Source organism: Granulicella mallensis (assembly GCF_014203225.1).
GTDB lineage: Bacteria > Acidobacteriota > Terriglobia > Terriglobales > Acidobacteriaceae > Granulicella > Granulicella mallensis_A.
In genome coordinates this window covers 50902-70863 of the sequence record NZ_JACHIO010000026.1, presented here as the reverse complement: position 1 = coordinate 70863, position 19962 = coordinate 50902, and the positions used below count along the sequence as shown (strand labels likewise).

The window sequence follows — 19962 nt, the reverse complement described above, 5'->3', positions numbered from 1 at the left end:
GTGCTCATATCTACTGTTCCATCACGCCGTATTGAAAACGTGGCGGGAGCCGGCATCCTGTTCTCTCCACCATGCCAAGGGTCAACGCCTGCGGTACCAGCAGCGAGGTGATGCCCTCCCAGGGCTCCGGAACCGCATCGATCCGGACAGGAAATAGCTTGTCGGTCGCCTCGTGGCTTTCCGTACTCACCAGAACAACCTTACCGCCGCGACGATTGCACTCCTCTGCGAGCTTGACTCCCAGTGCCGCAACCCGCCCGAGAGCGAAGATGATCGCCACGTGGGAGGCATCCACATCCAGATTGGGGCCATGCCGGAATCCTGCGCCGGTATGCGCCGCCGCCCTGTGACCGCTCATCTCGCGAATGCAGAGCGCGCTCATAATAGCGCCACCGTAAGCCGCTCCGCGACCGATAATCTCCGTATTGGCCGCCCCCCGGCAGAACGCTTCAAGTTCGCCGCGCAGCGCGAAGACGGGGTCCAGGTTCGCCGCAAAGATCTCCGCCACGTGCGCAGCCTCATCCTCCCAGGGACGGCCCAGCATCTCCGACGCGAGGATGATGGAAGCAGCCGTAGCGTTGGTGTAGGTCTTCGTCGCATTGCCGTACTCTGGGCCAGCCATAATCGGAAGCTTGTTTTCCGCCAGTCTCCAGCAGGTACTCGCGGGGTTGTTGCAAATGAGTCCCAGTTCCCTGTCGCCGCCCAGTTTGAAGAGTTCTACCAACTCGGCGCTCTCACCGGAGGTAGTAAGCAGCACGGACAGTGCCGCATCATCCCAGGTTGGCCGCGCATAGTGCAGCCACTCGCCCGCGTCGACTGAATACGAGGACCGTCCGTACGTCTGAAGAAGTACCGAGCCACTGATGGAAGAGCAGAAGGAGGCGCCCATACCGATGAAGAGGATTGGCCCTTTCTTTGCTGCAATATCCCGGAACTTCTTCAACTCGGCGCGAAGGGCCGGATCGCTGCGATAGGCCCGAATCAAGTCGCGAAGCCGATCCGGCTGCTCCCGGCACTCTATCTCGAGGATCTGTGTCCCGTTGGCCGCAAGCAGTTCCTTCGAGGGCTCGATCCCAGAGATCCAGCGTGGTGCTTTTTGACTCACTTCTCCCATTCCACTCCTCGATCCGGAAAATTCACAACAACCACGTTCTCTTCTTCACGGGATTCGCCCCTCTGGCATGCTCCTGGAGCTATGCCGCAAACTCTCATGGGGGTAACGAACAACGCTATAACCTCTGCATCACCGGCTTCCGGCCATATACTTCCTAATGTTTACTTAGTATCATTCGACAAGAGACAGAAAGCAAGAACTTCTTTGCATGAGACGGTTTATGAGAGTGGTACGAGTACACAATCCAGGTGACTGTGCCTCATCGCTGGCATATAGTAACTCTGGGAACTGTATATTCTCCGGAACAAAGTGAAGAAAAAGTCTATTCCAATCGGCCGGCCCTCCGTCTTGCGTCACGCGAATGCGCACAGCATCCTGAAGCTTCTGCGCGAATGCGGCTCATGTTCCAGGGCGGATCTGGTTCGCGCTTCCAATCTGAGCGCTCCGACGATCACCAATGTAGTAAAGGATCTGCTGGCCGAAGGCCTGGTCGAACCTCTGGGCGAGGGAGAATCCAGTGGAGGCCGGCCGCCGGATATGATCCGCTTCAAGGCGGAACGGGGTTGCCTGCTGGCCACGGAGATCTCCGCCGAAAGCATATCGCTTCTTCTCACGGACCTGAACGGAAACGAACTCGATACAAGCAAATTCTCCCTCCTAAAGCAGAAAACGACTCCTGAGGCCATCTGCGGCTACATCGGAGACGAGCTGAAGGCTCTGCTGAAGAAACAGAAGAAGACGCGCGAACAACTGCTGGCGCTGGTCGTCGGCGTACCCGCGATTACCAATGTGGAGGAAGGCAGCGTCCTGTCCATCAGCACGCTGGAGGGCTGGCGCTCCGTGCCCTTGCGCGCCATGCTCACCAAGATCGCCAATTGCCTGGTAATCGTCGAAAACGACATGAACCTGGCCGCTCTGGGCGAGCATTACTGCGGAACGGCTCAGGCCGAAAAGAACTTTGTCTTCATCAACATCGGTACAAATGTTGGTGCAGGTATCTTCCTGGGCGGCAGAATTCATCACGGCTCGCAATGGTCTGCCGGAGAGATCGCCTATCTTCGGCTACCTTCCATCTCACGCAGACAGCCCACCATCCATGAGTTCGGCGAACTCGAAATGGTACTCACAAGTTCAGGAATTCTGAAGAGCTGGCAGGAGGAAACCGGGAAAGCGGCCCGGACCGCAAGAGAGATCGATGCGGTGGGAATCCTGAATCTGGCGCAGGCCGGAGATCCCCGCGCGGAAAAGATCGTTCTCCATCGGGCAGAGATCGTGGCCGACATCATTGTGGATCTGTCGCTGATTCTGAACCCCGGCCTGATTCTCCTCGGCGGAGAAGTCGGCAGCCACCCTGCCCTGATCGATTTGGTGCGAAAACAACTGGAGGGAGACGAGTTTGCCGTAACCAAGGTAGGCTCCAGCGCCCCCGGCAACCGTGCCGTACTGTGGGGTGCGATCTCCCTGGCTCTCGATGCGATCCCGGGCGTTCTGCTTCCCCAGCCTGCCCTCTGAGCCCTTTTCTAGATATCTTTGACAGCCTGTTTCCGATGTGGTCAACTGGCTGGCATGGCGACTTTGTTAGCGAACCTTATAAACCGCCAGATCTGGAAGAAACAGCAAGGATGATACCTCCATGACGACGCGCAGAGGTTTTGTGAAGCTTGCCGCAGCCAGCGGCCTGATCAGCGCCGCTACACCCCTCTTTGCTCTCAGCAAACTCAATGTTGGAGTAGGCACATACAGCTATCACGGCCTCTCGATAGACGACATGGTGATTCAACTGAACGCGCTTCACATTCGAGAGATCGAGATGTCTCGCGGCGAGTTCATGCTAATGCATCACCCTCAGGATCAGTTATTCCGCGACACAAGGGCGAAGCTGGATCGCGCCGGCATTCGTTGCGTCTCGTACTATGCCGCCACCCTCAAAGATGACCAGGACGTTGAAAACGCGGTGCGCTTCGCGAAGCTGCTGGGCTGCAGCAATATCACCGGCGACGCAACGGGAAGTATTCTCAACCGGATCGATCAGCGCCTGACGCAGGAAGGGCTGACCTTCGGAATCCACAACCATTTCTTTCCGAATACCAAATTCGCCTACGAAAGCCCCGAAGACGTTCTGAACGCACTTTCCACACTTTCCCACACCATGGGGGCGACAGCGGACACGGGCCATTTCGCATCCTGCGGCTACGATCCAGCGGATGCCATTCGTAAGCTGGCGCCCCGCCTGCGGATGGTGCACCTGAAAGACGTCCAGGCAAAGGGTGGCGAAGTGAACGTGCTGCTCGGCAGCGGAGTCGCAAAGATTCCTGAAGTCATGCACGAACTGCACCGCCAGAAGTTTCCCGGTCTGATTGCCGTCGAGTACGAGAAAGAAGGCGACGTCGATCGGGACATGGTGCAGGAGATTACCTTTGCGAGACATCTCGCATAACTGCGGCTCACCATGGGCCGTTGCAGGGAGAAATACGATGCGGAAGCTGATTACCTTTGCCCTCACCTCGCTCATGTCGCTGGCCCTTCATGGACAGACTTCACACCCCATCCTTTCCGTAGGCTCGCCTGCCCCGAACTTTGCACTACCGGGCGTGGACGGGAAGATCCACAAGTTGAGTGACTATGCGAGCAGCCCTGTTCTTGTAGTGGTCTTCACCTGCAACCATTGCCCGATAGCGCAGATGTATGAGCGCCGCATCGAACAACTCTATGAAGAGGGCAGCAAACGTGGCGTCGCGGTCGTTGCCATCCAGGGCAACGATCCGAAAGCAACCACCATCGAAGAACTCGATTCTTCCGACATCGGCGACACCCTGGAGGAGATGAAGACTCGCGTGCAGTACAAGCATCTTCATTACCCTTACCTGTACGATGGCGCGACCCAGTCTGTAACCCGAGCCTATGGCCCGCAGGCGACGCCCCATGTGTTCATCTTCGATAAAGAGCGTCATCTGCGCTATGAAGGTCGCATGGATAACAGCTATCGCATCGAGATGGTGAAGACACAGGATGCACGCAATGCGATTGAAGCGTTGCTGGCCAATAAGCCTGTCCCGGTATCTCACACTGGTGTCTTCGGTTGCTCGACGAAATGGCAGGATAAGGAACCGCTCCGCACGGCCTATGAGCAGAAGCTGGAAGCACAGCCTGTCACGGTAGAACCTATTGATGCTCAGGGTCTGAAGAAGCTCCGCGCCAATGCGGGTGATAACTACACGCTGGTCAGCTTCTGGGCCACCTGGTGCGGTTCCTGCGTAGCGGAGTTCTCAGACTTGCAGGACACCTTCCGCATGTACACCGACCGCGGCTTCAAACTGGTAACAGTATCCGCGAATATGCCGGATGAGAAGCCAGGTGTTCTTCGGCTGTTGCAGCAGAAACATGCCACCAGCCGCAACCTCCTATTTGCCTCTGACGATACCGCAGCACTGCAAGCGGCATTCGATCCAAAGTGGCAGTCTGCCGTGCCCTACACGGTGCTGCTCGGACCCAATGGCAAGGTTCTCTATAGTTCGCTCGGCTCAGTCGACATGCTGGAGCTGCGTCGGAAGATTCTGGCGGCAATGCCTTCCGACTATAGTGGCTTCAATGAGTATTGGAAGAACCCGTAAAGCAGCATCGGTAACTCCGCTCATCTAACTCATCCATTCAACAAGAAACGAGCTGGCTCAGTACATAGGCTGGCTCGTTTTTCGTAATCACTAAACTACGTTCCTGAGGATAGAGACTTGAGCCAGTGCGGTGGCATTCATAGATTCACGACGGTTGTCCTTTTGCTATGTGCCGCATTGCCCTGCGGGGCTGCGGAACTGAGCCTCATGCCCTGGCCTTCGCACGTCACACAGCAGGAAGGATTTCTGACTCTGGAACATACTCCACAGATCCAACTCACGGGTGGAGATGAGCGGGTTCACCACGCTCTGACGCGGTTCATGCGAAACCTCTCTGCGCGTACCGGGGTTCCTTTCGATCATCACTTTTCCGGAGCTCCGGAAGGGCCGCGATTCGTTATCCGCTGCACGGGTCCGGGTCTCCATGTTCAGGCATTGGCGGAGGACGAAAGCTATCACTTAACCGTCAGTCAAACAGGAATGGAATTGACCGCTGCCAATCCCCTGGGAATCATGCACGGACTTGAAACAGTGCTGCAGCTTGTTGAACCAAGCCCTCAGGGCTGGGTTCTCCCCGATGTTCTCATTGACGACACTCCTCGCTTTGCATGGCGCGGTCTGATGATCGACGTATCGCGGCACTTCATGCCGTTCGAAGCCCTTGAGCGAAACATCGACGGAATGGCCGCGGTTAAGCTGAACGTTTTGCATCTGCACCTCTCCGACGATGAAGGCTTTCGAGTGGAGACCAAACGCCGCCCCAGGTTGACGGAGCTTGCCTCCGATGGCCTCTTCTATACGCAGGACCAGATGCGTGAACTGATTGCCTATGCGCGCGACCGTGGTGTGCGCGTAGTTCCAGAATTCGATGTACCCGGTCATGCGGTAAGCTGGCTGGTCGCCTATCCGAAGTTAGCCTCTGGCCCCGCGCCTCAGGGATTGGTCCGATCGGAACAAGACAAACTGCGTCCGCCGTTTGATCCCACGCAGGAAGCTACTTACGCCCTGCTAGACGCGGTCTTTGGTGAGATGGAAGCTCTCTTCCCCGACCGTTACTTTCATATCGGCGGCGACGAAGTGGATGGCAAGTATTGGGACAAGGATGAAGCCATTCAGGCATGGATGCGCGTACACAAGATCAAAGACAATCACGCCCTGCAGACTTACTTCACAAAACGAGTGGAGGTGATCGTCCACAAGCATGGCAAAGATATGGAAGGGTGGGATGAAATTCTGGACGGCAATTTGCCGAAGGATTCTCTCATTCAATCCTGGCGCGGCGCAGAGTCATTAGCAGATGCGGCGAGGATGGGATACAAGACGATACTGTCCGCAGGCTACTATCTCGACCTGATGTATCCCGCATCGCAGCACTACGCCGTTGATCCCCTGTCAGGCAAAAGCGCTGCCCTATCCGCGGAGGAGAAGTCGCACATTCTTGGCGGAGAAGCCGCGCAATGGGCGGAGTATGTCACACCGGAGAACCTCGATAACCGGCTTTGGCCTCGACTCGGAGCCATCGCTGAGCGGCTATGGTCTCCGGAATCGGTAACCGATGTTCCCTCCATGTATCGACGCCTGGCTGTTCTCAGTCGCAACCTGGAATATCTCGGCCTGGAACATCAAACCAGTAGCAGCCGTATGCTGGGCCGCATTGAGGGTGACGATATGCCGCCGGAGCTGCTGGAAACGTTGGCGAGGACCGTTGAACCGGTCAAGGAATATGACCGCGAAAAGACGCAGAAGTACGACGCGGAAAGGCCGCTGAATCATCTTGTAGACGCCGTCTCACCGGAGAGCGACCAGGCAAGATGGATCAATGAGCTGGCGCAGCGTGCGGTTCACGATCCGTCCGCTCGACCGGAGCTGCGGAAGCGGTTTATCCAATGGCGCGATAACGATGCGGCGCTGGAACCTTACCTGGCTACCTCGATGCTGCGAGCACCACTCGCTCCGCTGTCACAGAACCTTGCAGCGCTGGGCGCTCTGGGACTAACCGCACTCGATGCTATCGAGTCGACGCATCCCGTGCCCCCGGAACAGCGCAAGGAACAGCTTGCAAAGGTGGATGAAAGTGCTGCACCTCATGCAGAGCTGTTCCTTGTGGTCACACCGGCGGTTCGCGTACTGATCGAAGCCGAACCTGTAAATCAATAACGATCTTCGCAACCAACGGGCAGCACGCTATTGATGAGCAGCCCAGAAAATAGAATTTCTAAAGATGGTCGTAAAAGCCGGATTCTGAAACAGGTCCGGATGATGTCCCATAAAGATATATATATTGCGCGCCTTGTAGTGTTCGTTCGTCCAGATGACAGGGTGGTCTCCCATCTTGATCTTCGTATCAGGCGTATAGGTCTTCTCATCCACGCTGGCCAGCACATGAACATTGGGGCGAGGAGATTTATCCCACGTGTACCACTCCTCCTGACTTACAGGAAATGGAGTTTTGACGCCTTGCATGGCTGGATGCGTAGTGTCTTCCACCGTTACCATTCCATCCGCGAAAGTGGGGATGTAGTTCGTAAAGCGAATGCCTCCCATGAAGTTGGAGAACCAGGGCCACATCTTGAAACCATCAAACTCTCCAAGCAGCGTGGCATGATGAAATCCAATCCATCCGCCTCTGCCTTCCTCGATGTACTTTACGAAAGCAGCCTGGGCTGTGGGTGTCCAGTTATAGGGTGGATAGTTGAGTTGGATAAATAGCTGGTATTGGGAGAGAAAGGCGTCGTCGATCTTATCGGTATTCTGAATGTAATCGACGGCGAAATTATTCTCGAATGCCAGCTTGTTGAGCCAGAGTTTCGCCGCATCGACGAATGGCTGGTGAATCCCGCCCGATTCGGCAAGAGCAACGACCCGGAACTTTGGAGTTCCCTGCCCAGGGACAGCGGCTCTTGCAACGGTCGAGCAAACGAGCAGCAAGAGGAATAACCACATGGCTGGGTTTCGTAGTGAGAGGATATTTGATCTGCGCTGCATAACGTTCCGACCTCGATTCTGTGTCCTTGAAGTATCTATTTTGCCGTAGGCGAAGTCATTTCCAGCGCCCAGATGGCCGTTGGCCGCATATACATTCCGGCACGGAAGTTACCGGTGATGTCCCAGGCCTCTGGCGTCCGGAACCAGTAGCCCTTATCTTCGTAGATCACGTGATAGAGCCCCCGGGTGGTCTTCCAGGCTTCATCGTTCATTCCCTCCTGCATCAGCAGGCCAGCATAGCCGAGTGTAGTTCCTACCCAGACCTCTTTGGCCTCTGCGTTAGTGAGGATGGCACCGTCCGCTGTCATGCCATTGGCCGCGCCCATCTCGCCGTGGCCAAACTTCATCACGTTGACGTCAAAGATCTTCTTCGCAGCCGAGACCTGCATCGTATGCGGTACGATCTCGCCAAGACCGGTGAGGTTGGCATACCATTGCCCGGCAAGCTGGTCAGCCTGGATATCGTCCTTGGATTCGCTGCTGGTGTCATAGCGAAAGTATTCGCCATTCCATAGCTGGGAGATATAGGTCTTCTGCCCTTTCAGAAAGAGTGCGTGATACTCCGCAGTTGTTTTCGTATCGCCGACCACGCGCGCGGTTTCTTCTCCAGCGCGTAGAGCGGCCAGCCAGAGACCGCCGGAATAAGCACTTACCCCGCGAACCACCCAGTCGTCATAGGTCTGATCAGGGTAGCCGCTGTTCTCCGGGACACCACCGCCATGATCGAACTGGCGAAGATATTCGATCGCGGCTTTGACTGCAGGCCAGGTTTCGCGCAGAAACGCGGTATCCTTGCGACCGGTAAGAACATAGTCTCGATAGACCATCAGCACGAATTTGCTGTTGAGGTCCTTCCAATCGTTGGTGTCCTGCCAGCCCGGTTCGTTCACAGCGACAAAGGGATCGCCTTCCGGAACACCCAGGTCATGAGGCACCGCACCTATCTTCTTACGCTTGTGGGTAATGGGCTCGCCAACCTGCTGCGTCTTCCATACCCAAAGCCCTTGTTCCGGCCACTCCTTGGGCACGGTATCGGCAAACTCTCGGAGCACCTGCTTGTCGATGTCCGGCCAGAACTTCAACAGCGGAAGCGAGGCATAGAAACGGACATCGAGCGTGCCGTAGTAGGCGTAATCGAAACACTCGAGTAGCGCGAAAGTTGGCGCGGCCTTTGCATCTGAGCCGGACTGGCGACCCCAGAAGGTTCCCCCGTCAGTCAGCGCATACAACTCATTGAAAAGCATCCCGCGATACCACAGCGGCTTGCTCTCGTCAGTAATATAGGGGGCCTGCCACTTGTCTATCTCATCGCTCCACTCCGCAGCATGGAGTAGCCCATCTCGGGCTATCTTCCAGGCGTTCTGGCCAGAGGTTCCGTAGAAATCCGTATAGCGGCGATCCCACTTTCGGCCTTCTCCAAACTGAATCAAGGGGAAGTCCCAGGAGACGACCATCGGAACCACCTTCGTCTCCCCCGGCTTCAGGGTGAAGCGCAGGGCAATTGCACCGGCTAGCTTCTCCTTATCGCTCACCCACGATTTCCCATCGTTAGCGAGTCTGCCATCTTTGGAAAACGCCGACCATACGGCTTTGCCATCGCCGGATGCCTGGTACGTAGTCTGGTAGGTAACTTCCACACCGGGCGACTCCATCGCCGCGATGGCAAACTGCCCATCCCAGTCGTTGGGAGCCGTCCCGGCGCGGTTTCTATCGAAGACGATGCCTTTCATCGTTCCCGCATCGCCGACCTTCTCGCTCACATACTCATTGTGGTTGCCTTGATTAGGTGCCCCTTTGAAGTCGCGCGTATAGGTCCGAAACCAACCTGACATGTTTGTCCAGGAAAGGAGCACCGAGACCACGACCGTCTTATTCGTAGGATTCTCCGCATGCCAGCGGTATACGGCAACGGGGTAACTGGACTCACGATAGTTGTTGGGAAGTACCGGCGAAAACTGTTCCAGCGTGACATGCGCGGGGAACTTGTCCCACTTATAGTCAAACCACGCCTTCGGGAAGAGCCCATAATAGTCCCCCGCCCCGACTGGATAATCCCATTGCCAACTGGATAGTTCGCCATTGGAAGGATGGCCGTTCATCAATGCCTGCGAGGTGCCATGGGCATCGCCCTCGGACTGCTGGAACATCGCGAATTGATTGGCATACACCGGCTCATATTTATGGACTCCAGCCTTGATGTGCCAGCGAGCGAAGTCGCCGCGATAGCTGCGCGAAAAGGTCCCCGCGCCAAAGCCACCGACAGGAACGCCCTGCCAATAGCCGTCATCGATATCGCCGGCCGCCCGCGTCACCCCAGGGTTTTCCAAGGGCAGTCCCAGTGCGCGCTTCCAGGCTGCCTTGGGAATGCCGTCTCCACCCCATGCGGTGGAAGCCATTGAAAGGCAAAGCATAAACGCCAGGACGGGGAATGCCAGACCACGGGTCGATATCCGCTTCGATGTTCGTTTCATGGTGCTCCAATGCTTCTCAAATTTTGTACAGGCACGGATTCACACTGGCATCGGGAACGGAGGACGCGCCGAATCCACACCTTGCAACTGCCGCGAAAAATGGCTGAGATTCCTTTGTCGAACGGCCTCCTTTCAGCCCCGGCAAAAAAAGCACTTGCCAATCCATCGCATTGAGAGTAGATACTAACTAAACGTTACGAAGGATGTCACGCTTTTCTTTCATGCAGCCTGGTTTTTAAGGCTTCGGAGGTGTTTTCGAGAGATGCGCGGCCTTGCATGAAGCATTACTCGGAAGTTGCCGGGGGCATCGTCGAGACGGAATGCCGGCGAGAAGAATGCCACTGGAAAAAACGAAAGAACGAGGCGAAACAATGGATTTTATTCAGGAGAGGCTACACATGTTCGGTAAGCTGTGCGGCTATTTAACGGCACTTTGTCTTCTGCTGTGTGCGGGAACGTCTGCGATTGCGCAGAGCTCCGCTACCGGTGAGGTTCGCGGCACAGTCACCGATACCTCGAACGCGGTGATCATTGGGGCAACCGTTCTGCTCACCAATATCGATACGGGCGAAATTACGCAGTTTACGACCAACAAAGACGGCCTCTACGACACCGTCTCAACTCCCTCCGGGCACTATCGGATCGACTTCTCCAGGCAGGGCTTCGCCCCGTTGCAGCGTGGCCCCATCACACTTACGGTAAGCACCATCACGGTAAATGCCCAACTGCATGTGGGATCGATCGAGGAGAAGGTCGTCGTTACAGGCGACGCCTCCCTCCTGAAGACCGAAACCAGCGACCAGGGCACAACCTTCGACTCAAAGACGATGCAGCAGTTGCCGCAGGTTGGCCAAAGCTGGGATAACTTCACCATTCTGCTTCCCGGTTCAGCGGGAACGGCGACGCAAGGCGGTGATCCGGCTGCAAGCCCTGGGCTCGGTGTATCCATCAATGGAACGCTTCCCTACTCCTCAAACTTCCTTGCCGACGGTGCGTCCGTAACCCTTCCGCAAAGCGCGAACACCGACACCAATACCTTCGAGACCGTGTCTGAGGTGAACATCGAAACCTCGACCTTCTCCGCCCAGTACGGCATCGGCGGAGCGATCTTCAATCAAATCACCAAGAGCGGCACGAACACCTTTCATGGGTCCGCCTACGAGTATCTGCAGAACAACGAGCTGAATGCGCGCAGCTACTTTGATGATCCCAACACAGCGATTCCGCCGCTGCACGTGCATGTCTTCGGCGGTTCCATCAGCGGACCGATCCTCAAGAACAAGATGTTTTTCTACTTCAACACCGAGAAGACAATCTCGAACACGTCAGCAGACGAATTTGTGACTGTGCCGACACTCGCCGAACGCGGAGGTAACTTCTCCGATGTGCTTGGTGGTCCGGCACTCGACGGAAATGGAAATCAGCAGATCAATCCTTGCGACGGCACGGTGATCCTGACGAACCAGATCTTCGACCAATCGACGCTGACAACCGTTAACGGCCAGCCTTGCCGTCGTGCCTTCGCCGGCAACAAGATTACAACGCTTGATCCCGTGGCCAATGCCTTACAGGCCTTCTATCCCGCGCCGAACCGGCCTGGGTTGACGAACAACTACTTCCAGGTGACACCGGTACAGAACCCGTATCTCACCTTTTACGGCCGCCTCGACTACGACATCACCAGCAAAAATCGCATTACGTTCGCCGCCACCTCTCGCGACAACAAGGCGGTCTACCAGAACGAGCTGCCATGCCCCATCAACTGCCAGTTTGACGATGTGGCCGATCATGTCTTACTCCTGTCGGACACCTGGACGATCAATCCGACCTTCGTGAATGAATTCCGCTTCGGTTTCAATCGCCAGGGCAACTGGTTTGTTCCTTTGACCCTGGGCCAGGGCATTCCGCAGAAGGTCGGCCTGCAGTATTCGAAGGCAGACATCCTGCCGGACATCAGCATCAATGGCGGAGTCGGAACCTGCTGCGATGGGCTCTATAACAGCGGCAACTATATCGGTGTAGGCAACAGCTTTGACCCCTCCGATGTGGTGACACTGGTTCGAGGCAAGCATGTCATCCACTTTGGCGGTGAAGTGCTTCGATACCAGAACAATAGTACGCAATACGGAAATGTACAGTCAGGCGAGTTCAACTTCAGCGGCATCTATACGCAAGCTACCCCAAGTACAGTCGGTAGCGGCTTCGGCTACGCGGACTTCCTCCTGGGCGAAGTGCAGGGCTGGAGTGCGAATAACTACCCCGTCTCCGGCGCACGCCAGTTCAGCCCTCAACTGTTTGTTCAGGATGATTACAAGGTCCGCTCGAACCTTACCCTGAACCTCGGTCTTCGCTACCAGATACAGAGTGGCTGGAGCGAAGTCCACGGGTACGAGGGCACCTTTGATCCGACGTTGCTGAACACTGCAACTCAAACGCTCGGCGCGATGTGGTTTGTCGGCGACAACGGCCGTACGCAACTGCAGAAGAATGTCTATGACATCTTTCTACCCCGTATCGGATTCTCTTACTCTCCAAACGGTACAACTGTCGTTCGCGGCGGCTTCGGTATTTACTCCTATAACTGGAGTTCGGACACCTATGGATCGGGTGTAGGCTTCGGTTCCAACAGCTATGGCTCCGCAAGCGACCAGACCAATGGCCTGACACCGGTCGTAAGCCTCTCGGGAACGGGCTCGAATTTGCCGTACCTCAAGGCCTCCACCTCTTCGACCGCGTACAACGGCCAGGGAGTCAGCTACAACCCGTATCACACCCCCGTAGCCAAGTCCTATCAGTACTCCTTCGGCGTACAGCATCAGCTTCCCCAACAGATCGTGCTGAACGTCTCCTATGTCGGCAGCCATGGAACGAATCTTTCGTTCCCGCACGACATCAACCAGGTCCCGCAGTCACAGCTCGGCCCCAACGACGATCCCTCGGGACGTCCTTATCCGCAGTTTGAAGGGATCGGCGGCGACACCTACAACGCCATATCGAACTACAACTCTCTCCAGCTCGAGGCGCAAAGACGGCTAGCTTCGGGCTGGAGCTTCAGCGCAAACTATACTTGGTCGCACTTTCTGAACGATCAGGATTCTGCTGGATGGGGTGGTCACGGCGGCACGCAGAACTACCAGAACGGCTATGACCCCCATGCGAACTATGGGCCGTCGAACTTCGATATCCGTAACTCGTTCAAAGCGAGTGCGGTCTATCAACTACCCTTCGGCAAAAATCGGCGCTTCCTGAATAAGAACGCTGCGGTCGATGCCGTGGCTGGCGGATGGCAGCTCTCGCTGATCGAAGTCGCTCACTCGGGAAACCCCTTCACGGTCACCTATGGCGGGACCAACCTGTCCTATTCACAGGCAGGCTCGTGGCGCCCCAACCTTGTCGGCAATCCAGCCGTTGCGCATCGCGGCATTAACGGCTGGTTCAACCCGGCAGCCTTCGCAACCGCCGCTGCCGGCACCTTTGGCAATCTGGGCAGAAATACGATCTATGGCCCCGATCTTACAGAGTTGAACGCTTCCCTGGGCAAGACGTTTAGCTTCACCCACAATGTGCAGCTACAGGTCCGCATCGATGCCACAAACGCCCTCAATCATCCGAGCTTTGGGCAGCCGGATACCAACTTCGACGACCCTGTCGATCTAGTCGACAATCCCGGCAGACCGACCGGTGCGGGCACCATCAGCGGTACTACGGTGGGCGGTCGCAATGTGCAACTCGGCGGACGTCTCTCCTTCTGAGGTGCCTCCTAAAGCCTGGGGGACGACGGATAGAATCCGTCGTCCCCCAGGCTTCTTTTTTGGAGAAACCTATCTATTGATTCCGGCCCCCGAGCCACAACAGAGCGTTTTCAAAGAAGAGGTTCTGCTCCGGGCTGGTGAGGATCTTGTTGCCATGGCCCATATTCGTGTAGATCATCTTGTACTTCGTGTTCGTCCAGGTAACCGGAACATCGCCGCTGGTAAGGGTATCTTTGAATCCCAGTGGGTAATTGGAAGGGGCAAGCGTCATCAGCACTTTGATGTCATGATTCTTGCGCAGATCGGGCTGCCAGCTATACCACTCGTTGGCGGGCGACGTATAACTTGCCGGCAGTCCTTTCACGGCTGGATGCGACGGATCGTCAATGTCCAACCGGGCAGGCAGCGGGGGCCAACTGTTGCCAGAGAAGACCGTTCCGAGAAAATCGGCGAACCAGGGCCAGGTTGCGCGACTGTCCATATACCCCGCAACGTGGAAGCCCAGCCACGCGCCTCCGTGCTCCATATAGTCCTGAAAGGCAGTTCGCTGCATAGCGGTAGAGGGAGCATCGTTCAGCCATAGAACAACCTCGTATTGCTTGAGATGGCTGGAACTCATATCGTCCCAATTCGAGGTGGTCTCAAAGTCGAAATGGTCCCGTTTGGACATCTCCTGGAAGAAAGAGATCGCCTGCAGGGCGAAGTCCACATGGTCCTGCTCTCCATGTGTGGTGTAGAAGGCCAGGACATGAAGGGGTTTGGTCTGACCGAAGAGGGCTGTTGCCGCGAAAGCAAGTATCGCGAAGAAGCTGAGAGAGCGCATGAATCGAATCATCGATAGGTCTTTCCTGCCGGAGTAAATATTTCTCTGCTGCGCGGCATGGGACTTTCTAATGCTTGCTAACATAGTACCTAACGAGGTTGTATCACAACATGAATCTTCATCTCAGCCGTCGCCAGCCTGATTTTTCGATTCCCCGCTTCCTCCGCACTTTGCCTGCCCGTAGTGTGGTGGCTGCCATAGTGCTTGCCGGCGTGGCCGGCGGAGCCCATGGGGAGAGCAACGCGCTGCAGGGCAGACTGATCACCAGCCTCGGGGTTGCGGTCAATCCCTCCAACCACAAAGTCTATGCCGTTAATGAGGGTGCGGGAACGGTTTCAGTCCTGGACACACAAAACGGGTCGGCCCGGACAGTGAAGGTGGGTAGCGCCCCCATCGCGCTCGCCATCAATCAGGTTACGAACCGGATCTATGTGGTCAATACCGATAGCAACTCGATCAGTGTGATCGACGGTGGACAGGATGTGGTGATCGCGACGATTCAAGGCGGCTCTCATCCTTATGTGCTCGCGGTGAACGAGGCCACCAACAAGGTCTACGTGACCTATACCTACAGTAATGCGGTTACGGTCATCGACGGCGCGACGAATGCGTCACAGGCACTGAAGGTTGGCAGCGCGGATGGGATCGCCCTCGATCTCCGCAGCAACACGATCTTTCTTATGACCTATGAGGACCCCAATATCCGGATGATCAATGGCGCGACGGGTGCAATGACCAAAGTTGCAGTCGGGCCGCATCTCTGGGGCCTTGCCTTCGATGAACCTTCAGACACTCTTTATTTGGCCCATACCGGAACCGCCGATATTGTGACGCTCAATGAAAAGACGCACGCAGTAAGCACTATCTCTGTCGGAGCCATTCCTTGTGCGGTTGCGATCAATCCCATTACGCATGTGCTCTATGCCGTGAATTACGGCGATGAAACCGTCAGCGCCATTGACCTCACGACGAGAAAGGTCATTGCCACGATGCACGTAGGCAAACACCCCCAGGCGGTCGCGGTCGATCCCACGCATAACCGTGTTTATGTCGCGAATGTTCACAGCAACAGCATTACGGTGATCGACAGCACAAAGAATACTGTGATCGGCACGCATGACGCGGGCAGGAGTCCGTACGCTCTTGCGGTCGATCCTGTAGCCGGGCATGTCTATGCCGCGAACTACGGGGAGCAGCCGGTTACGGACATCGATGTCTCCCACATCGCGACACAGAAATAGGCTGACGTTATCGTCGCTAGTGATGTAGTGCTTTAGATCACAGGCTCAGGAGCAACGTACGATAGTTGCAGGAGTCGAAGACAGATGCCCACTACAGAGATCAATTCACCTCGCAAGCACGCATACACAGGCCCCGGCGGACCACAACTTCCGGAGCCGACCTATGCCGAGCGAGTCCGTACCTTAGTTTCACTCAGCACCATCGCAACGCTCTCCACCGTCTCGCTAAAGCGGGCCGGATATCCATTCGGTTCACTCATGCCCTATGCCATCGACGGGAGCGGACGGCCGATCTTCCTGATCAGCAATATGGCCATGCACACCCAGAATCTTCAGGCTGATCCTCGGGCAAGCCTGTTTGTGGGGCAAGCCGGCGATGGAGATCCTCTCGGCACGGCACGCGCAACACTCGTCGGCGACATCCTCCCTATACCCGACGAAGAGATCCGTGACGCTCGCGAAATCTACTTGTCTCGATACGAAAACAGCCGTTCCTGGGTAGACTTCAAAGATTTCGGCTTCTATCGCCTACAACCTCTCGACATCTACTACGTCGGTGGATTCGGCGTCATGGGATGGGTTACCGCCGAGGACTACACCTCTGCCAGGATCGATCCGCTCGCAGAGTCCGCTCCGAGGATTCTCGGACACATGAATACCGATCACATCCCGGCAATGATTTTGCTGGCTAAGGTTCATGCCAGCTTCCATGCGACCGAAGCAACAATGACCGCGGTCGACCGGCTCGGCTTCCATCTCCGCCTGAAGACCGCAGAAGGGATGAAGGGTACGCGCATCAACTTCCTTCGCGAAGTCCAGACCGCCGACGAGACCCGCAAGGTACTCGTGGAGATGGTTCGAGCAGCCGAAGAAAAGATTTAAATCTACAGAACGGCGTCCGGTCGGTTGCCAGCGAACCACTCCCTGGTTGAGTCAGCTATGGCTAGAGCGGAATGGCGGACATTGCTGTTGACTGACTGGATATCGTCTTGACGGGGTTCTGATCGTGAATCTCAATCACGAGCCGCTTCCCCGATCGTGCGGCATTTCGAGCCAATGCCCGAAACCGGCGGGACTTCAAAGGAGTGCCGACGAACGGGCCCAGGCTGGCGGCTCGGCACTCCTCCTCTTTAAGGTCCTTGGAGATCTGATCCGTACCGCCGAAGTATGAAAAGCGTACCGACTTCGAAGCCATATCTACCGCCGAGATGTCGACGCTAGTCCATGTTTGAATTCCCGTGCCGCTAAATTCCGTCGTCATGAGGTAATACCTCCCATCGTCCTTGTCAGAACGTGAGCACAACCCTACCCCCTGCGAGCGTTTGACAACAACGTTAGGCTCCGCTGTAACCCCTCCCCTAAATGGTTCATTCCATGCACCTTACAGTTTTAACGGTAGATACCCCCAACTAACAGGTTCTCGTCACCATCGGAAAAGAGCTGATCTGACCGGGCTCTCCCCCAGATGCTAAAATTGCGGCTACATCCGATGCCGCAACCGTTACATGTAGACGAAGAGGGAGAAGAGCTCACGTTCCCGGTGAAGCTTCCTGACCACCTTCGGGAGATCCGCCGTCATCTTAAGGAAATCCTCGAAGGCGAAGCCTTCCGCGGAAGCAATCGTAGCGGGCAGTTTCTCAAATACATCGTCGAAGAGACGATATCCGGGCGGCAGGAAAACCTCCGGGAAAGAATTCTTGGCATCGAGATATTCGGACGCTTGCCCTCCTACGACACCGGAGAGGACGCTATCGTCCGCGTCACAGCCAGCGATGTACGGAAGCGACTCCTTCGGCATTATGGACGCTCAGGCGCGACCGTAGATTTTCGCTTCAGTCTTCCGCCTGGCTCATATGTCCCTAGAATTACACGCGAACGCTCCGTCGAATCACATCCGTCCTTCGAGTCATCGCCCTCAGAAGCTTCCTCTCGCGTTCAAACCCTAGCTCCGGCCCCGACCGCCGCCACCCCAACGAGCCCCCTTTTCATGGGAACTCGCAGTAGATACCTTTGGCCTCTGGTCGCAGCGGTGTTTTTCGTTTCCACCGTCGTCCTCGGCTTTTCGCTTTGGCAGCATGTTCGTTCGAACAGTAATCGATTAGCCTTTTTGGTTCCATGGTCCGCGATCATCTCCGGACCAAACCCGACAATGATCATCACAAGCGATCCCAATATCGCTGAGATTCAAGGTTTTACCGGCGGTCCCATCTCGCTCTCCGACTACGCGAACCACAAGTATGTTCCTCACCCCGAGTTGCTGACTCCGGAACAGAATCGCTTTTGCAATGTGATCCTGCGGGGAGACAAAGCATCTACAGTGGATACGCCGATCGTTGCATTGGCCGCCGGGATTGCAGCCGAAAGATCCAGGCCCGTCGATGTTCGGGGAGCACGATTGATCCAGCTTTCGGACATCGAGAATGACAAGAATCTGATCGTCCTGGGAAGCTCACGCTCCAATCCGTGGGTAAAACTATTCAACGAACGGCTGGACTTCCGCTTTGAATTTGATCCATCCACGACGCAAGAGATCATCCGAAATACGCACCCTCGCACGGGAGAAGCCGCGACCTACGTCGCCACCGCGCCCGGTTGGGCCACCGGAGAGTCTTACGCCTTGATCGCCCTTCTTAGGAATCCCAATGGGGATGGACGCGTCCTGCTGATTGGCGGAGAGAACGGCGAAGGAACAGAAGCAGCCGGCAAGCTGCTAGGGGATGAAAGCCGTCTGCGCAGTACACTTGCAAAGTGTGGATTGAACCAGGGAGCAACCGGTCGAAACTTCGAGATTTTGCTGCACCTGAATACGTTGGCGGGTTCGCCAAGCAATGTCGATGCGATAGCATGTCACATCATCTGATCTCAGGGGGCAGGCCCTGCAACGAGGCTCACAACAGATTCGAGTGAAAAAACCATCTTCCATGCCAACGGTTGCGGATGTTGCACGTGTCGCAGGAGTGGGCGCGATCACGGTGTCGCGCTTCGTGAATGAGACGAGCTATGTCAGTGCAGCGAAGAAGAAGAAGATTCAAGCAGCCATTGACAAGCTGGGATATCGACCGAATCAGGCAGCCCGCATTCTCAAGGGCCATCGTGCAAAGGTCATCGGTCTCATTCTTCCGGACCTGGCAGATCCGTTTTTCGGAAAATGCGCCTCTGCCATCGAGAGCTATGCCTCGGCACATGGCTACATGACACTGATTGTGGCATCGAAACATGATCGGAACATCTCGAATAATGAGGTCTCGATGCTGATCGGCCAGCGTGTCGCTGGGCTCATCGTCGTTCCTTCCTTGTCGAACGACAGCCTTACCGAGTTTCTCCACGAGGGCATCCCCATCGTTGCGCTGGACCGCCCTCTCAGCGGAATCGCGGCGGACGAGGTCGTAGTCGAAAACCTCGGCGGCGCTCAAACCGCCGTTGAGCACCTCATCGGCCATGGACATAAGCGCATCGTATGCGTTGGTTACGACAAGGAATCCCATGCGGTCAGCCACCGCATTCTTGGATATACCAATGCCATGCAGTCTGCGGGCCTCAAGCCCGAACTGCGCCTATCGATCCAGTCCTACGAAGACGCACTCAAACTTGCAAAGCAATGGAGCAAGTCTCCAGACCGTCCTTCAGCAGTTTTTACCCTGAATAACGTTGCCACGCGCCATATGCTCGAGGCTTTGCGTGAGGTAAATCTACAGATCCCGGAGAAGATTGCGCTGGTTGCCTTTGACGACCTCGAACTGGCGAAACTGCTCTCCCCCGCTCTAACCGTCGTTCGTCAACCCGCGGTAGGCCTTGGGGCACAGGCCGCTCGCGTTCTCTTTGAGCGTATTGCGGCACCCAAAAATCAGGAAAGCGAATTCGGAATTAAACTTGTGCTGCCTGTTGAGTTCATCATTCGAAACTCATGTGGCTGCACAGGTATTCCGGCCGCCTGAACAAGGCGCCTTCCTCTCGGAACTCGAGCG

15 protein-coding genes are annotated in these 19962 nt (G+C 56.1%); 9 read left to right on the top strand and 6 right to left on the bottom strand.

The window, feature by feature from the left end; translation table 11 throughout:
• Window positions 1-10: 10 nt before the first annotated feature.
• Window positions 11-1114: an SIS domain-containing protein gene (locus HDF15_RS22660; protein ID WP_184259774.1), complete on the bottom strand. Its 1104-nt coding sequence runs from the start codon at window positions 1112-1114 to the stop codon at window positions 11-13.
• 309 nt (window positions 1115-1423) lie between these two features.
• On the opposite strand from HDF15_RS22660, the gene HDF15_RS22655 reads away from it, so the two are divergent.
• The 4 genes from HDF15_RS22655 (at window position 1424) to HDF15_RS22640 (ending at window position 6882) form a co-directional block, all read left to right on the top strand.
• On the top strand, window positions 1424-2626 hold the full coding sequence (locus HDF15_RS22655; protein WP_184259771.1) for an ROK family transcriptional regulator: 1203 nt from the start codon (window positions 1424-1426) through the stop codon (window positions 2624-2626).
• Between the two features lie 121 nt (window positions 2627-2747).
• A complete protein-coding gene (locus tag HDF15_RS22650) occupies window positions 2748-3551 on the top strand; it encodes a sugar phosphate isomerase/epimerase (RefSeq protein WP_184259768.1) in 804 nt (267 codons plus the stop codon).
• A 37-nt stretch (window positions 3552-3588) separates the two neighbouring features.
• Complete coding sequence (locus HDF15_RS22645) at window positions 3589-4725, top strand: redoxin domain-containing protein (RefSeq protein WP_184259765.1); 1137 nt, start codon at window positions 3589-3591, stop codon at window positions 4723-4725.
• A gap of 207 nt (window positions 4726-4932) precedes the next feature.
• Window positions 4933-6882 carry a beta-N-acetylhexosaminidase gene (locus HDF15_RS22640; RefSeq protein ID WP_184259762.1) on the top strand — a complete coding sequence of 650 codons (1950 nt, stop codon included), beginning with the start codon at window positions 4933-4935 and terminating at the stop codon, window positions 6880-6882.
• A 27-nt stretch (window positions 6883-6909) separates the two neighbouring features.
• On the opposite strand, the gene HDF15_RS22635 is transcribed toward HDF15_RS22640, so the two are convergent.
• Complete coding sequence (locus tag HDF15_RS22635) at window positions 6910-7668, bottom strand: ThuA domain-containing protein (RefSeq protein ID WP_260331281.1); 759 nt, start codon at window positions 7666-7668, stop codon at window positions 6910-6912.
• 77 nt (window positions 7669-7745) lie between these two features.
• Window positions 7746-10181, bottom strand: coding sequence for a GH116 family glycosyl hydrolase (locus tag HDF15_RS22630; protein ID WP_184259756.1), 2436 nt, complete (start codon window positions 10179-10181; stop codon window positions 7746-7748).
• Window positions 10182-10579: 398 nt separating this feature from the next.
• Here HDF15_RS22630 and HDF15_RS22625 point away from each other — a divergent pair, with 398 nt between their 5' ends.
• Window positions 10580-13933 carry a TonB-dependent receptor gene (locus tag HDF15_RS22625; RefSeq protein WP_184259753.1) on the top strand — a complete coding sequence of 1118 codons (3354 nt, stop codon included), beginning with the start codon at window positions 10580-10582 and terminating at the stop codon, window positions 13931-13933.
• 73 nt (window positions 13934-14006) lie between these two features.
• On the opposite strand, the gene HDF15_RS22620 is transcribed toward HDF15_RS22625, so the two are convergent.
• Entirely contained in the window at window positions 14007-14768 is a 762-nt protein-coding gene (locus tag HDF15_RS22620) for a ThuA domain-containing protein (protein WP_260331280.1), read from the bottom strand.
• Between the two features lie 98 nt (window positions 14769-14866).
• On the opposite strand from HDF15_RS22620, the gene HDF15_RS22615 reads away from it, so the two are divergent.
• The gene (locus tag HDF15_RS22615) at window positions 14867-15997 is read left to right on the top strand and encodes a YncE family protein (protein WP_184259748.1); all 1131 of its coding nucleotides are present in this window, start codon (window positions 14867-14869) and stop codon (window positions 15995-15997) included.
• Window positions 15998-16081: 84 nt separating this feature from the next.
• Window positions 16082-16879, top strand: a complete 798-nt coding sequence (locus HDF15_RS22610) for a HugZ family protein (protein WP_184259745.1) — start codon at window positions 16082-16084, stop codon at window positions 16877-16879.
• Window positions 16880-16940: 61 nt separating this feature from the next.
• Here HDF15_RS22610 and HDF15_RS22605 read toward each other — a convergent pair whose 3' ends face one another.
• Both HDF15_RS22605 and HDF15_RS22600 read right to left on the bottom strand, forming a co-directional pair.
• Window positions 16941-17258 (bottom strand): hypothetical protein, encoded by a 318-nt coding sequence (locus HDF15_RS22605; protein WP_184259742.1) that lies wholly within the window; start codon window positions 17256-17258, stop codon window positions 16941-16943.
• A gap of 240 nt (window positions 17259-17498) precedes the next feature.
• A complete protein-coding gene (locus HDF15_RS22600; protein ID WP_184259739.1) occupies window positions 17499-17795 on the bottom strand; it encodes a hypothetical protein in 297 nt (98 codons plus the stop codon).
• Between the two features lie 351 nt (window positions 17796-18146).
• On the opposite strand from HDF15_RS22600, the gene HDF15_RS22595 reads away from it, so the two are divergent.
• Both HDF15_RS22595 and HDF15_RS22590 read left to right on the top strand, forming a co-directional pair.
• Window positions 18147-18857, top strand: coding sequence for a hypothetical protein (locus tag HDF15_RS22595; protein WP_184259736.1), 711 nt, complete (start codon window positions 18147-18149; stop codon window positions 18855-18857).
• A gap of 43 nt (window positions 18858-18900) precedes the next feature.
• On the top strand, window positions 18901-19932 hold the full coding sequence (locus tag HDF15_RS22590) for a LacI family DNA-binding transcriptional regulator (protein ID WP_311733187.1): 1032 nt from the start codon (window positions 18901-18903) through the stop codon (window positions 19930-19932).
• Window positions 19933-19962 lie beyond the last annotated feature (30 nt).

Bases quoted from the DNA above. Each gene is read 5' to 3' on its own strand.
- HDF15_RS22660 (WP_184259774.1), bottom strand. From the start codon at position 1,114: ATGGGAGAAGTGAGTCAAAAAGCACCACGCTGGATCTCTGGGATCGAG.
- HDF15_RS22650 (WP_184259768.1), top strand. From the start codon at position 2,748: ATGACGACGCGCAGAGGTTTTGTGAAGCTTGCCGCAGCCAGCGGCCTG.
- HDF15_RS22645 (WP_184259765.1), top strand. From the start codon at position 3,589: ATGCGGAAGCTGATTACCTTTGCCCTCACCTCGCTCATGTCGCTGGCC.
- HDF15_RS22640 (WP_184259762.1), top strand. From the start codon at position 4,933: ATGCCCTGGCCTTCGCACGTCACACAGCAGGAAGGATTTCTGACTCTG.
- HDF15_RS22635 (WP_260331281.1), bottom strand. From the start codon at position 7,668: ATGTGGTTATTCCTCTTGCTGCTCGTTTGCTCGACCGTTGCAAGAGCC.
- HDF15_RS22630 (WP_184259756.1), bottom strand. From the start codon at position 10,181: ATGAAACGAACATCGAAGCGGATATCGACCCGTGGTCTGGCATTCCCC.
- HDF15_RS22625 (WP_184259753.1), top strand. From the start codon at position 10,580: ATGTTCGGTAAGCTGTGCGGCTATTTAACGGCACTTTGTCTTCTGCTG.
- HDF15_RS22620 (WP_260331280.1), bottom strand. From the start codon at position 14,768: ATGATTCGATTCATGCGCTCTCTCAGCTTCTTCGCGATACTTGCTTTC.
- HDF15_RS22615 (WP_184259748.1), top strand. From the start codon at position 14,867: ATGAATCTTCATCTCAGCCGTCGCCAGCCTGATTTTTCGATTCCCCGC.
- HDF15_RS22610 (WP_184259745.1), top strand. From the start codon at position 16,082: ATGCCCACTACAGAGATCAATTCACCTCGCAAGCACGCATACACAGGC.
- HDF15_RS22605 (WP_184259742.1), bottom strand. From the start codon at position 17,258: ATGACGACGGAATTTAGCGGCACGGGAATTCAAACATGGACTAGCGTC.
- HDF15_RS22600 (WP_184259739.1), bottom strand. From the start codon at position 17,795: ATGCCGAAGGAGTCGCTTCCGTACATCGCTGGCTGTGACGCGGACGAT.
- HDF15_RS22595 (WP_184259736.1), top strand. From the start codon at position 18,147: ATGATCATCACAAGCGATCCCAATATCGCTGAGATTCAAGGTTTTACC.